Origin of the sequence: Klebsiella sp. 4_1_44FAA (assembly GCF_000238715.1) — a bacterium.
Taxonomy (GTDB): Bacteria; Pseudomonadota; Gammaproteobacteria; order Enterobacterales; family Enterobacteriaceae; genus Klebsiella; species Klebsiella pneumoniae.
Window position 1 is genome coordinate 77,821 of the sequence record NZ_JH414798.1, and the last position, 14,284, is coordinate 92,104.

Annotated in this window: 12 protein-coding genes; 9 read left to right on the forward strand and 3 right to left on the reverse strand. The window is 59.8% G+C overall.

The window, feature by feature from the left end:
* The first annotated feature begins 67 nt into the window (after positions 1-67).
* The 7 genes from HMPREF1024_RS24965 (at position 68) to yfaU (ending at position 7,481) form a co-directional block, all read left to right on the forward strand.
* Positions 68-1,009, forward strand: coding sequence for an Rpn family recombination-promoting nuclease/putative transposase (locus tag HMPREF1024_RS24965; RefSeq protein ID WP_004180717.1), 942 nt, complete (start codon positions 68-70; stop codon positions 1,007-1,009).
* A gap of 274 nt (positions 1,010-1,283) precedes the next feature.
* Positions 1,284-1,826, forward strand: coding sequence for a YfaZ family outer membrane protein (locus HMPREF1024_RS24960; protein ID WP_002913070.1), 543 nt, complete (start codon positions 1,284-1,286; stop codon positions 1,824-1,826).
* A 102-nt stretch (positions 1,827-1,928) separates the two neighbouring features.
* Complete coding sequence (locus HMPREF1024_RS24955; protein ID WP_004151110.1) at positions 1,929-3,125, forward strand: nicotinamide mononucleotide deamidase-related protein YfaY; 1,197 nt, start codon at positions 1,929-1,931, stop codon at positions 3,123-3,125.
* A 204-nt stretch (positions 3,126-3,329) separates the two neighbouring features.
* The gene (locus HMPREF1024_RS24950; protein ID WP_002913046.1) at positions 3,330-4,115 is read left to right on the forward strand and encodes an IclR family transcriptional regulator; all 786 of its coding nucleotides are present in this window, start codon (positions 3,330-3,332) and stop codon (positions 4,113-4,115) included.
* A 10-nt stretch (positions 4,116-4,125) separates the two neighbouring features.
* Positions 4,126-5,331, forward strand: a complete 1,206-nt coding sequence (gene rhmD, locus HMPREF1024_RS24945) for an L-rhamnonate dehydratase (RefSeq protein WP_004175029.1) — start codon at positions 4,126-4,128, stop codon at positions 5,329-5,331.
* Between the two features lie 42 nt (positions 5,332-5,373).
* Positions 5,374-6,663, forward strand: a complete 1,290-nt coding sequence (locus tag HMPREF1024_RS24940; protein ID WP_002913045.1) for an MFS transporter — start codon at positions 5,374-5,376, stop codon at positions 6,661-6,663.
* A gap of 14 nt (positions 6,664-6,677) precedes the next feature.
* Complete coding sequence (gene yfaU, locus HMPREF1024_RS24935; RefSeq protein ID WP_002913043.1) at positions 6,678-7,481, forward strand: 2-keto-3-deoxy-L-rhamnonate aldolase; 804 nt, start codon at positions 6,678-6,680, stop codon at positions 7,479-7,481.
* 21 nt (positions 7,482-7,502) lie between these two features.
* Here yfaU and glpC read toward each other — a convergent pair whose 3' ends face one another.
* Genes glpC through glpA form a run of 3 tightly spaced genes read right to left on the reverse strand, consistent with a single transcriptional unit; the run spans position 7,503 to position 11,549 of the window.
* Positions 7,503-8,681, reverse strand: a complete 1,179-nt coding sequence (glpC, locus tag HMPREF1024_RS24930; protein WP_002913041.1) for an anaerobic glycerol-3-phosphate dehydrogenase subunit GlpC — start codon at positions 8,679-8,681, stop codon at positions 7,503-7,505.
* On the reverse strand, positions 8,678-9,937 hold the full coding sequence (glpB, locus tag HMPREF1024_RS24925; RefSeq protein WP_009307387.1) for a glycerol-3-phosphate dehydrogenase subunit GlpB: 1,260 nt from the start codon (positions 9,935-9,937) through the stop codon (positions 8,678-8,680). Before glpB ends, glpC begins: the two co-directional genes overlap by 4 nt.
* The gene (glpA, locus tag HMPREF1024_RS24920; RefSeq protein WP_002913020.1) at positions 9,927-11,549 is read right to left on the reverse strand and encodes an anaerobic glycerol-3-phosphate dehydrogenase subunit A; all 1,623 of its coding nucleotides are present in this window, start codon (positions 11,547-11,549) and stop codon (positions 9,927-9,929) included. Before glpA ends, glpB begins: the two co-directional genes overlap by 11 nt.
* Positions 11,550-11,820: 271 nt before the next feature.
* Between glpA and glpT the strand changes: the two genes are divergently transcribed.
* Together glpT and glpQ are read left to right on the forward strand one after the other, a co-directional pair.
* Positions 11,821-13,167 carry a glycerol-3-phosphate transporter gene (gene glpT / locus HMPREF1024_RS24915; protein ID WP_002913019.1) on the forward strand — a complete coding sequence of 449 codons (1,347 nt, stop codon included), beginning with the start codon at positions 11,821-11,823 and terminating at the stop codon, positions 13,165-13,167.
* 9 nt (positions 13,168-13,176) lie between these two features.
* The gene (gene glpQ, locus HMPREF1024_RS24910) at positions 13,177-14,247 is read left to right on the forward strand and encodes a glycerophosphodiester phosphodiesterase (protein ID WP_004149154.1); all 1,071 of its coding nucleotides are present in this window, start codon (positions 13,177-13,179) and stop codon (positions 14,245-14,247) included.
* The last annotated feature ends 37 nt before the right edge of the window (positions 14,248-14,284 follow it).

Sequence of the window (14,284 nt, forward strand, 5' to 3'; positions counted from 1 at the left end):
AAGCGAAATACAGTTCAGGTCTTGTTGAGTGCTACGTTAAGCGAAAATGATTGTATGGAGCACCGCCATGGAAAGGGCGACGAATTCCCCCCACGATGCTGTATTTAAACACCTGCTGTCGCATCGGGCGACGGCCAGGGATTTTCTGGACATTCACCTTCCCGCACCGCTGCGCGCGTTATGTAACCTGAACACGCTGCGGCTGGAGTCCGGGAGCTTTATCGACGACGAACTGCGGGCGAGTCATTCCGATATCCTTTACTCGCTGCAAACGCAGGCGGGGGAGGGCTATATCTATCTGTTGATAGAGCACCAAAGCTCGGCGGACCGCCATATGGCATTTCGCCTGATGCGCTATGCGATAGCCGCGATGCAGCGTCATCTGGATAAAGGGCATACGCAGCTGCCGCTGGTGATCCCGCTGCTGTTTTATCATGGTCGCGTTTCTCCCTGGCCTTACCCGATGTGCTGGCTGGCAGGCTTTGCCGATCCGGACATCGCGCGGCGGATCTATGGTGAAGATTTTCCCTTAATTGATATCACTAGCACCCCGGACGATGAAATCATGCGCCATCGGCGCGTGGCGATGCTGGAGCTGCTACAGAAGCATATTCGCCAGCGGGATTTGATGGACCTGCATGAGCAGCTGGTCAGGCTCCTGGCGCTGGGATACACTAGCCGCAGGCAGCTTAAGACGCTGTTGCACTATTTATTACAGGCAGGAAACGCCGCCGATCCGGTTGCTTTTTTGCGCCATCTTGCGCAAAACGTTCCCCGGCGGCCGCATAAGGAGACGCTAATGAATATTGCCCAGTTTCTGGAACAACGCGGCCATCAGCAAGGATTAAAGCAAGGTCTTGAACAAGGTCTACAGCAAGGTATCGAGCAAGGTGAGCAGCAGACCGCGGAGCGTATCGCCCGGGCGATGCTTGCTAACGGACTCGACCTGTCGCTGGTGGCGAAACTGACCGGCCTCGCCCCGGAATGTCTGGCCCGGCTGCAGCATTAATTATTCCCTTATCCACCCGCGCCGCGCCGATCGTGCGGCGCCAGCTCTCTGTTTTCGTCAATGTGTCAGCGTTAATCATAATAAACATGAATATTACTGGCGTTGGATAGGCTGTTCGTGGTTCTGGCAACGCTCGATGCCGTAAAAATACGCAACTGGTTACACTCTTGTGAAAATTCATTTCGCCAGGTCATTGATTCCTGATGGGTGCGCAGTAGAATTTTCAGGTTTTTTCGGGACTTCTTTGATTTTAATTTTCTGGATAGAGTAAATAATGAAAAAAAGCATTTTTATGGCGCTGGCGGGCGTGATGATGGTTTCTTCGGCGGCCCATGCGATTAGCGTTACCGGTGAAGCCGGCGAGCATTACACCAACCTTGGCGTCGGCTTCGGCACCGAGTCCACCGGCCTGGCCGTTTCGGGTAACTGGCTGCACAGCGATAACGACGGCGACGCCGCGGGTTTAGGCCTGGGACTCAATATTCCGCTGGGGCCGTTCCTCGCGACCGTGGGTGGTAAAGGTATTTACACCAATCCGAAACAGGGCGATGAAGGTTATGCGGCCGCGGTCGGCGGCGGCCTGCAGTGGAAAATCGGCGACAGCTTCCGCCTGTACGGCGATTATTACTACTCTCCGGATTCGCTCTCCAGCGGCATTGATAGCTACCAGGAAGCCAACGTCGGCGCCAGCTGGACCATTATGCGTCCGCTTAGCATCCAGGCCGGCTACCGTTACCTGAACCTGGCGGGCAAAGATGGCAACCGCGATAACACCATCGCCGACGGCCCATACATCGGCGCCAGCGCCAGCTTCTAATCTCTTCCGGCGCGGCATCTTCTTGCTGCGCCAGATTTTCCTCCTCGTCAGCATCCCGCTTTGCGTTATAGTATTTCTCACCTGGCAGGCAAGGAGTGAGCAATGTTGAATGTGGAAATGCTGTCCACCGGCGATGAAGTGTTGCATGGTCAAATTATTGATACCAATGCGGCATGGCTGGCGGATTTCTTTTTTAATCAGGGTTTACCGTTAACGCGCCGCAATACCGTTGGCGACGATCTCGATGCGCTGGTGGCGATTCTGCGCGAACGCAGCGAACAGGCGGATGTGCTGATCGTCAACGGCGGCCTCGGCCCAACCAGCGACGACCTGAGCGCGCTGGCCGCTGCCACTGCGAAAGGCGAAGGGCTTATTTTGCATCCGGAGTGGCTGGAAACCATGACCCGCTTTTTTGCCGAGCGCGGCAGGCCGATGGCGGAAAGCAACCGTAAGCAGGCGGAAATCCCGGCCAGCGCTGAGATGATCAACAACCCGGTCGGTACGGCCTGTGGCTTTGCCATCCAGCTCAACCGCTGCCTGATGTTTTTCACTCCCGGGGTCCCCTCTGAATTTAAGGTGATGGTCGAGCAGGAAATTTTACCGCGCCTGCGCCAGCGCTTTACGCTGCCGGACCCGCCGGTATGCCTGCGTTTGACCACCTTTGGCCGCTCGGAGAGCGAGCTGGCGCAAAGTCTTAATCCGCTGACGCTGCCTCCGGGCGTGGTGATGGGTTACCGCTCGTCGATGCCGATCATTGAACTCAAGCTAACCGGACCGGCCAACCAGCGCGACGCTATGCTGGCCCTGTGGCCGGAGGTGCGTAAGGTGGCTGGCGACAGCCTGATTTTCGAAGGTACGGAAGGGTTACCCGCGCAAATCGCCCGCTGTCTGCAGGAGCGGCAGCTGAGCCTGACGCTCAGCGAGCAGTTTACCAGCGGCCTGCTGGCGCTCCAGCTGTCCCGCGCCGGCGCGCCGCTGCTGGCCAGCGAAGTCGTTCCGGCGCAGGAGGAGACGCTGGCGCAGGCGGCCCGCTGGGCGGCCGAGCGGCGCATAAACCATTTTGCCGGCCTGGCTCTGGCGGTGAGCGGTCAGGAAAACGATCATCTTAACGTGGCCCTGGCCACCCCGGACGGCACCTTCGCGCTGCGGGTGAAGTTTAGCGCCACCCGCCACAGCCTGGCGGTACGCCAGGAAGTCTGCGCTATGATGGCGTTAAACATGCTGCGTCGCTGGCTGAATGGTCAACCACTGGCCAGCGAACATGGCTGGATTAACGTGGTGGATTCCCTCTCGCTGTAAGTCATTCCCCCCGGCGCACCGTATCCTCGGGGCGCCGGTCGTCCAACCTGTTGTACTTCTCTGAAAAAATTCTGTGCGTTAAGTCGCAATTTTCTGCTGCGAACGGTCCAGTATACGGGAAAACGATTGCCCCGCGATGTCGCTCACACTTTACCGCCCGGACAATCGCAACACTGATTCCAGTATTCAGGATTGGAGTCCAGTATGTTGGAATCAACGAAAGTCCCGGCGCTGACCCGCGCGATTGAGATCCTCAATTTAATTGGCCGCATCGGCCCCTGCAGCGCGGCGACGATAATAGCGGAGCTGGGGATCCCGAAAAGCACGGTGTATCTGCTGCTGGGCGAGCTGAAAAAGCAGCGCTTCATCAGTATGGATAATCAGGATAACTACTGCCTGTGGACCAAGCTGGTGGAGCTGGCCGGGCAGGCGCTGAGCAAAATGGACCTGCGCGAGCTGGCGCGGCCGCGCCTCACCCGGCTGATGGATGAGTGCGGCCTGCTTTGTCACTTGGGCATTATCGATCAGGGTAACGCCTACTACATTCTGAAAATTGAGTCTCCCGCCACCATCAGCGTGCGCTCGCATGAGGGTAAGAGCCTGTCTCTTTACCGCTCCGGGATCGGCAAATGTTTGCTGGCCTGGCAGCCCGCCAGCGTTCAGGCGTCGATTATCGAAGACCTACAGTGGGAGCGGGCCACGCCAACGACCATCACCGATGCTCAACAGCTGCGGGAGGAGCTGGGGCGGATCCGCGCCCGGGGCTGGAGCTTTGATAATGGCGAGGACTATCCGGATGTGCGCTGCGTGGCTGCCCCGGTATTTAACGCCAATAACGACCTGACCGCCGCCATCTCGGTGGTGGGTACCCGTCTGCAAATCAATGAAGACAATCGCGATTACCTGGCTGGTAAGGCGATTGCCTGCGCGAAAGATATTTCACGTCTGCTGGGGTGGAAAAGCCCCTTCGAACAACTCGCCTCATCATAAGGAGAACATCATGACCCTACCGAAAATTAAACACGTCCGCGCCTGGTTCATCGGCGGCGCCACAGCAGAGCAGGGCGCCGGCGGCGGCGATTACCATGACCAGGGGGCTAACCACTGGATTGACGATCATATCGCCACCCCGATGAGCAAATATAAACAGTATGAGCAGTCCCGGCAGTCGTTTGGCATCAACGTGCTGGGGACGCTGATTGTGGAAGTGGAAGCCGACAACGGACAGACCGGCTTTGCGGTGTCGACGGCCGGGGAGATGGGCTGCTTTATCGTCGAAAAACATCTCAACCGCTTTATCGAAGGCAAATGCGTCAGCGATATCAAACTGATCCATGACCAGATGCTTAATGCCACCCTTTACTACGCGGGATCCGGCGGCCTGGTGATGAATACCATCTCCTGTGTCGACCTGGCGCTGTGGGACCTCTTCGGGAAAGTGGTTGGCCTGCCGGTCTACAAACTGTTGGGTGGGGCGGTGCGCGACGAAATCCAGTTCTATGCCACCGGTGCACGTCCGGACCTGGCGCAGGAGATGGGCTTTATCGGCGGCAAAATGCCTACCCACTGGGGGCCGCACGATGGCGACGCCGGGATCCGCAAAGACGTCGCCATGGTGGCGGATATGCGCGAAAAATGCGGCCCGGATTTCTGGTTAATGCTGGACTGCTGGATGAGCCAGGACGTTAACTATGCCACCAAACTTGCCCATGCCTGCGCCCCTTATAACCTCAAGTGGATCGAAGAGTGTCTGCCGCCGCAGCAGTATGAAGGCTATCGCGAGCTGAAGCGCCAGGCGCCGGCCGGGATGATGGTGACCAGCGGCGAGCACCACGGCACGCTGCAGTCCTTCCGCACCCTGTCGGAAACCGGCATCGATATTATGCAGCCCGACGTCGGCTGGTGCGGCGGCTTAACCACCCTGGTGGAGATCGCGGCCATCGCCAAAGCGCGCGGGCAGCTGGTAGTGCCCCACGGCTCGTCGGTTTACTCACATCATGCGGTGATCACCTTTACCAACACGCCGTTCAGCGAGTTTCTGATGACCAGTCCGGACTGCGCCACGCTGCGCCCGCAGTTCGACCCGATCCTGCTCGGCGAGCCGGTGCCGGAGAGAGGGCGCATTCATAAATCAGTCCTGGATAAACCCGGCTTTGGCGTCGAGCTCAATCGCGACTGCAACCTGAAGCGTCCTTATCAACACTGATTGCGTCGGGCCGCCCGGCGGCCCGCGCCTGAGGATATTATGATGAGCAACACTCTGCTGGAGAGCGTGGTGAAGAAAAACCGCGCCCGCTTAATCCCCTTTATGCTGGCGTTGTACGTGCTGGCGTTTCTTGACCGTTCTAATATCGGTTTCGCCAAAGAGACCTACCAGCTGGATACCGGACTCAGCAATGAGGCCTACGCGCTGGGGGCCGGTATCTTCTTTGTGGTCTATGCCTTCCTCGGGGTGCCGGCCAATCTGCTGATGCGCAAATTTGGCGCCAGGCGATGGATCGGCTGCACCACGCTGCTGTGGGGCGTGCTGTCGGCGGCGATGGCGTGGGCGGATACGGAAGCGAAATTCCTGCTGGTACGTACCCTGCTGGGCGCGGCGGAGGCGGGCTTCTTTCCCGGAATGATCTACCTCACTTCACAGTGGTTTCCCCAGCAAAACCGCGCCAGCATTATGGGGCTGTTTTATATGGGCGCGCCGCTGGCCCTGACGCTGGGATCGCCTTTATCCGGTGCGCTGCTGGAGATGCATGGATTTATGGGCCATCCCGGCTGGTTCTGGATGTTTGTCATTGAAGGCCTGCTCGCCGTCGCCGCGGGAGCGTTCACCTTCTTCTGGCTGGACGATTCGCCGCAGCATGCCCGCTTCCTGAGCGCAGCGGAGAAACAGGCGCTGATAAGCGAGCTGGCGCGCGAGGAGGAGAAAAAGATTGCCTCGCGCCTGTCCGATGCGCTGCGTAACGGACGGGTCTGGCAGCTGGCGCTGATTTATCTGACCATTCAGGTGGCGGTCTATGGTCTGATTTTCTTCCTGCCCACCCAGGTTGCTGCGCTGCTGGGCACCAAAGTCGGCTTTGTTGCCTCGGTGGTGACGGCCATCCCGTGGGTGGCGGCGCTGTTTGGCACCTGGCTTATCCCTCGCTACTCCGATCGCACCGGCGAGCGGCGCAATATTGCCGCCCTGACGCTGCTGGCGGCGGCGGTCGGGATTGCGGTGTCCGGACTGGTGGCGCCGGTGCTGGCTATCATCGCGCTGTGCGTGGCGGCGGTCGGGGTGATTGCCGTGCAGCCGGTCTTCTGGACGATGCCGACGCAGCTGCTGTCCGGCACGGCGCTGGCCGCAGGGATTGGCTTTGTTAACCTGTTTGGCGCCATCGGTGGTTTTCTGGCGCCGATCGTGCGCGTGCAGGCCGAAACGTTGTTCGCCAGCAGCGCCGCCGGACTGTTAACCCTGGCCGGCGTCGCCATTGTCGGGGTGGTCATTATCTTTTCATTGAGCCTTACCCGCGCGGTACCCCAGCGCGGCAGCGTACAGCATTGAATAAAGGAATCGCTATGAACGCACTGTTATCTAACCCCTTCAAACGGGGATTATTACGCGGTGAGACGCAAATCGGCCTGTGGCTGAGCTCCACCTCATCCTACATGGCGGAGATCGCTGCGACGTCGGGATACGACTGGCTGCTGATCGACGGCGAGCATGCCCCGAACACCATTCAGGACCTTTATCATCAGCTGCAGGCGATTGCCCCCTATGCCAGCCAGCCGGTCATTCGCCCGGTCGAGGGCAACCGCAGCCTGATAAAACAGGTGCTGGATATTGGCGCCAGAACCTTGCTGGTGCCGATGGTCGATACCGCCGAGCAGGCTCGGGAGGTGGTCTCAGCGACCCGTTATCCCCCCATCGGGAGCCGCGGCGTTGGCGCCGGCGTGGCGAGAGCGGCGCGCTGGGGAAGGGTGGAGAATTATATGGCGGAGGCGAATGACGAACTTTGTCTGCTGATTCAGGTCGAGAGCCGAACCGCGCTGGAGAACCTGGACGCTATTCTCGAGGTGGACGGCATTGACGGGGTGTTCATCGGTCCGGCGGATCTCTCCGCCTCACTGGGCTACCCGGACGATGCCGGTCACCCTGACGTGCAGCGGGTGATCGAGCAGAGCATCCGGCGCATTCGCGCGGCGGGGAAAGCGGCCGGATTTCTGGCGGTCGACCCGGCGATGGCGGAAAAATGTCTTGCCTGGGGGGCCAACTTTGTCGCCGTCGGGGTGGATACCATGCTGTATACCCAGGCGCTGGACCGCCGGCTGGCGATGTTTAAATCTGCCAGCGCCCAGCCGCAAGAGAAAACGAGCTATTGACGGCACAGGCTGGCGCTGGGCTCAGACGAGCGCCTGCGCCAGCACCGTCAGCGGATGCTCGCAGCGTTTGCTGGTGGACATCTCAATCTGCCATTTGCAGGTCTCGCAGTCGGTGACGACGAGGTCGGCCCCGCTCTCCTCAATCTGACGGAACAGCGGGGCGCCGATAGCCTGGGATACCGCGTAATTCTCAGTTTTAAACCCGTAGGTGCCTGCGATGCCGCAGCACTGGGAATCCAGCACCTCCAGCTGCAGGCCGGGGATCAGCCGCAGCAGCTCGAGGGTATACAGCGACCAGCCCATCTTTTCCATATGACACGGGGTGTGATAGACCACTTTCAGCGGCAGCGGGCGCAGCGGTAGCGTCCTGCCGGCAGCCAGCTGTTTCCAGATCCAGCGGGTGGCAAGCTCGACCCGATCGCGAAGATCGCTGTTATCGACATCGAGGAGATGGGGGTATTCATCACGTAGCGTAAAGGCGCAGGTCGAGGAGGTGGCAATGATCGGTAGCGTGTTTTCCCGCATCGCGGCGACGTTGCTCTGCGCCTGCTTACGCGCCTTGTCGAAAAAACCGTTGGCGATCAGCGGTACGCCGCAGCATTTTTCTTTTGATAACAACTGCACCCCGGTACCCAGCGCGTTGACGACGCGAATGAGATCTTTACCCAACTGTGGATGGTTATAGTTGACGTAGCAGCCGTGAAAGAAAGCCACCTGTTCGCTGTATTGCTTCTGACGGGCGGCGAGCTGGCGGTAAGCGCGGCGGAAGGTGCCGAAACCATATTTCGGCAGCGTACGCCGGTGATCGATGTTGAGCGTCGCGTCGAGCAGACGGCGCACCGGTTTTAAGCCGGTGGCGGCGTTGACCAGGGGGGCAAAGGGGGTGGAAAGGGTACCCATCAGGTCGGTATGGCTGAGGATGGCGTCGCGCAGGGTCGGCTTTTGCTGGCCGTACTGTGCCCGGGCGCGTTGAATGATATCGCCAATTTTCACATCCGACGGGCAGGCGACCTCGCAGCGCTTGCAGTTAATGCAGTACTTCAGCGCCTCGTCGTACAGCGCGCCATCCTTCAGACGCAGGCGTTCGCCGTCCGGCCCCGCTTGTTTCGGGCCAGGATAGCGCGGATTGACCCGACTTACCGGGCAGGTGGTGGTACAGACCGTGCACTTAATGCAGCTTTCAAAACGGGTATCGTTCATGGCCGGCCTCCGGCAAGGGCGTGGATCTGTCTGGCGGCGTGCAGCGCGGTAACGGCGCAGACGCCGCCGCCACAGCCGAGCTGAATGGCATCGAACCCGCCGAGCAATGAGCCGATGGCGAACAGATTATGGAACGGCTGCCCGCCCAGCAGGGGGCGCAGCAGGGCATCGGTTTTCACGCCGAAGCGCTGCCACGGTTGTGAGGCGAAGAAATCGCGCTGGTACCAGCTTTCCCGTGGCAGGGTCTGGTGAAGGTCGAGGCCGAGGATCGGCTCGCGCACGCTATCGCGAGTGGCGACAAGACCGTTGCTGAAAAAGCTGCCGCTGGCCAGCACGGTAAAGCGCGGACGCAGCGCAATATCGCCGTGATTGCGCGTCCAGACCGCCTCGACGGCGTCCTGTCGATGGCTGATTTTCACCACCTCATCGCCTGCGAGCCAGGCGCCGCCCTCGCGAATGAACTGGCGTTGCAGCTGAGAATGCAAACGCATCCCGGGAACCGAAGGCGGCAGCGTCGGCAGCAGACGCAGCGGGCAGGGTAGACGCGCCTGCAGCCAGTGGTAAAGGCGATCGTCGGCGAGGCCAAAACAGGCGGGCATGATCAGCAGGTCATACTGCTGCGCCAGCGGTAGCAGCGCTGCATGCAGGGCCGGCCACATATTCTCATCATCCAGGACGCGGGCGATATTGGCGGCGCGAAACTCGGTCGGGTTGTCACGCAGCACATCCAGCAGCGGTAACTCGATTTCCACCGCCGCGGCGGTAACTCCGTGTTGACCGAGCGCGGCGGCGGCGAGATGCGGCTGAAAATCAGCAAAGCCGCTGATCCCCACCAGACAGGCGCCCTGCGACGGCAGGGGCGCGACAGGCACCTCAAGGGGCGACAGCCATGCCGGGCGCAACGTCCCCAGCGGCGTTACCCGCCGGTGCGGCCGGCGCGCATCGCCCTGCATCACCGCGCCGCAGGCGGCCAGCAGGGCTTCGGTCTGTGTCGCGTATTCGAGCACCGCCTCGGCGCCGAGACGGGAATAAGGGTGTTCAGGAAGCTGTTCAGCGAGCTGCTGCAGACCTTGTGCGACGTCAGTGACGTTATCGCCGTTGGGCAGCGCCGAGAGCAGGTCTAACGACGCGGAGGAAAAATGCAGCGCGCTCTGCCCGCGGCTGATGATGACGCTGCGCAGGCCGTGCTGATTCAGGGCCAGCCCGCACAGCAGGCCGGCGAGCCCGCCGCCGATAATCGCGCAATCAAACTTCATCCCGGTGCTCCTGTGGCAATCCGCACAGGCCGAGGTAGACCCAGCGGGTGAATTCGCTTTCGCGCAGCGCATCGCCCCAGGCGATGGGCTGCACGCCCTTCCAGCGTTCATTGAGAAATTCCGAGAGCTGGGTTAACGACTGCGCGGGCGTGGTGACGTTAAAGCGCTGCAGCAGGCCGGCAGCGCGGCAGGCGCAGAGTTCCCCCTGACAGGTCCCCATGCCAATCCGGGTGCGGCGGCGCAGGTCGAGCAGGGTGTTGACCGCCAGGTTTTCCACCGCGTATTTCACTTCACCGGCAGTGACGGCTTCACATTCGCAGACCAGGCTACGGTGCTGGCGGCTGTCGCCAAGCCAGGACGGGGTGCGATCGCCGTGACGGTAGACGGCCGAGCCGCGCAGCGGGGTGGGGAGGGAGATTATCTTTTGCAGGGTACTTTCCGTTGGCTCCTGTGAACCGGGCAGCGGGGCTTCGGCCGTGGTACAGGGGGTGGTGTTTCCCAGCTTACGACAGACGGCGTCGGTGGCCCACTCGGCCATCAGGCGATAGGTCATCAGCTTGCCGCCGGTGATGGTAATGAAGCCTTCCATACCGTCACGCTGGGCATGGTCGAGCAGGACGATGCCGCGGCTGACGCTGCGCCCGCTGGGATCGTTATCGCTGGCCACCAGCGGGCGGACGCCGGAGTAGGCGCGGAGGATCCGGGTGCGGCCCATGACCGGCGCCAGCTTTTCCCCTTCGCGCAGCAGGGTATCGACCTCCGCCGCTGTTACCCGGTTGTCGTCAATTTCGTCATAAGGAATATGCATTGAGGTAGTGCCGATCAGCGAGATGGTATCGCCGGGCACCAGAATATCGGCGTCGGCCGGCTTACGGCAGCGGTTGATCACCAGGTTGTTAATCCGATGATCGAGGATCAGCAGCGATCCCTTCGCCGGGAACATGGTGATGCGCAGGTCGGCATATTCCGCAATACGCTGCCCCCAGATCCCGGCGGCGTTAACCACCATCCCGGCGTACAGAGTGCGGGCCTGGTGAAGTTGGCGGTCGTATACCTGGACGCCGCAGACGCGATCGCCCCGGCGCAGCAGGCCTGTTACTTCGCAGCCGGTAAGGATCTGCGCGCCGTGTTCGCGGGCGTCGAGCATATTGGCCGCGGTGAGGCGAAACGGGTCGATGGTACCGTCCGGGACCTGCACCGCGCCCAGCAGCGTCGGGTTGACGGCGGGCTCCCGGCGCAGCGCTTCCTGCGGCGAGAGCGGCGTGGCCTCTATGCCAGCCTGCTGACAGGCGTCGATAAAGGTTTGCTGCCATGCCAGGTCATCTTCAGGCAGGGTGATAAACAGCCCATTGGTCGGTTCAATACAGTGGCGGGCGATGCGGCGCAGAATGCGGTTCTCACTGATGCATTCGCGGGCGGATTCGTTGTCGGTCACCGCGTAGCGGGCGCCGCTGTGCAGCAGTCCATGATTCCGGCCGGTCGCCCCGGTGGCGATATCATGGCGCTCAATGAGCAGCGTTCGTAATCCGCGCCGGGCGCAGTCGCGGGCGATACCGGCGCCGGTTGCTCCACCGCCGATGATAATGACCTCGCTATCAAGACGTCCCGTCATCTTCAGCTCCTCTGCTTTCGTTTAACGCCATTTAGCCACAAATAGTAAGGTTATTGTTTGATTTCGAGCATATTCGCGCGTTATTTGAGCGTGTTATGTGATTTCGTGCTCACATTGGAACGTTTTGTCATATTTCTGTAACAAATTGTGCGATGTTTCACAGTATCAACTCTACGTATTGCCTACCATCGCGACCATATTTGAAGTTGGTGATTAATCTGGGATTTTGTCGTGACGTCAGTAGAAAACAGCAAGGGCCACGGAGGCTGATATGTTAAGTATTTTTAAACCCGCCGCGCATAAAGCGCGTTTGCCAGCAGCGGAGATTGACCCGCTATATCGCCGATTACGCTGGCAGATTTTTATTGGCATCTTTTTTGGTTATGCCGCCTACTATTTGGTTCGTAAGAACTTTGCCCTGGCGATGCCTTATCTTATCGAGCAGGGGTTCTCTCGTGGCGACCTCGGCTTCGCCCTTTCCGGTATCTCCATCGCCTATGGATTTTCGAAATTCATCATGGGATCGGTCTCTGACCGCTCGAATCCGCGCATTTTCCTGCCGGCTGGCTTGATCCTCGCCGCGCTGGTGATGCTGGTGATGGGCTTCGTGCCGTGGGCGACGTCCAGCATCATGATAATGTTCGTGCTGCTGTTCCTCTGCGGCTGGTTCCAGGGGATGGGCTGGCCGCCGTGCGGCCGGACCATGGTGCACTGGTGGTCGCAGAAAGAGCGCGGCGGGATTGTCTCGGTGTGGAACTGCGCGCATAACGTCGGCGGCGGCATTCCGCCGCTGCTGTTCCTGTTAGGGATGGCGTGGTTTAACGACTGGCACGCGGCGCTGTATATGCCGGCATTCGGCGCCATTCTGCTGGCAATTTTCGCCTTTGCGATGATGCGCGACACCCCGCAGTCCTGCGGTCTGCCGCCGATTGAAGAATATAAAAACGACTACCCGGACGATTACAGCGAAAAGCACGAAGAAGAGCTGACGGCGAAGCAGATCTTTATGCAATACATTCTGCCGAACAAGCTGCTGTGGTACATCGCTATCGCTAACGTCTTCGTTTATCTGCTGCGCTACGGCATTCTCGACTGGTCGCCGACCTACCTGAAAGAAGTTAAACACTTCGCGCTGGATAAATCCTCCTGGGCCTATTTCCTGTACGAGTACGCGGGGATCCCGGGCACGCTGCTGTGCGGCTGGATGTCGGACAAAGTGTTTAAAGGCAACCGCGGCGCCACCGGCGTGTTCTTTATGACCCTGGTGACCATCGCCACTGTCGTTTACTGGCTGAACCCGCCGGGTAATCCGGGCGTCGATATGGCCTGTATGATCATCATTGGCTTCCTGATCTACGGCCCGGTGATGCTGATTGGTCTGCATGCCCTCGAGCTGGCGCCGAAAAAAGCCGCCGGGACCGCCGCGGGCTTCACCGGCCTGTTCGGCTATCTTGGCGGTTCCGTGGCCGCGAGCGCTATCGTCGGCTACACCGTCGATTTCTTCGGCTGGGACGGCGGCTTTATGGTGATGATCGGCGGCAGCGTGCTGGCGGTTATCCTGCTGGTTATCGTGATGCTCGGTGAACGTCGCCATCACCAACAGCTGAAACAAGCCTAAGGAGCGGCGATGAAAATGAAACTTACCGCGCTGATGAGCGGAATGATTCTGTCCAGTTCGGCGCTGTGCTTCAGTGCGACAGCGGCTGATAAAATGGTCATCGCCCACCGCGGCGCCAGCGGGTATCTGCCGGAACATACCCTGCCGGCGAAAGCGATGGCTTACGCTCAGGGGGCGGATTACCTTGAGCAAGACCTGGTGATGACCAAAGACGACCGGCTGGTGGTGTTACACGACCACTATCTCGATCGGGTGACTGACGTTGCGCAGCGTTTCCCGCAGCGGGCGCGTAAAGATGGCCGTTTCTACGCCATCGACTTTACCCTGGACGAGATTAAGTCGCTGAAGTTCACCGAAGGTTTTGAGCCGAAAAATGGTAAGTACGTGCAAACCTATCCCGGGCGATTCCCGATGGGCAAATCCGATTTCCGTATTCATACCTTTGAAGAGGAGATTGAGTTTGTCCAGGGGCTGAACCATTCAACCGGCAAAAACATCGGTATCTACCCGGAAATCAAAGCGCCGTGGTTCCACCACCAGGAAGGCAAAGATATTACCGCCAGCACATTGAAGGTGCTGAAGGAATATGGCTATACCAGCAAGCAGGATAAGGTTTATCTGCAGTGCTTTGACGCCAACGAGCTCAAACGCATTAAAAATGAGCTGGAGCCGAAGATGGGGATGGATCTCAATCTGGTGCAGCTCATCGCCTATACCGACTGGAATGAAACCCAGCAGAAACAGGCCGATGGTAAGTGGGTGAACTACAGCTATGACTGGATGTTCAAGCCAGGGGCGATGGCGCAGATTGCGCAGTACGCGGACGGTATCGGCCCGGATTACCATATGCTGGTAGCGGAAGGCTCGAAGCCGGGGGCGGTGAAGCTGACGGCGATGGTGAAAGAGGCGCATGCCAGCCATCTGCAGGTGCATCCGTACACCGTGCGCGCGGATCAGTTGCCGGAGTACGCGACTAACGTTAATCAGCTCTATGACGTGCTGTATAACCAGGCGGGCGTCGACGGCTTATTTACCGATTTCCCGGATAAAGCGGTGCAGTTCCTGGACGCGAAACAGTAAAAAAGCCGGATGGCGGCTACGCCTTACCCGGCGTACG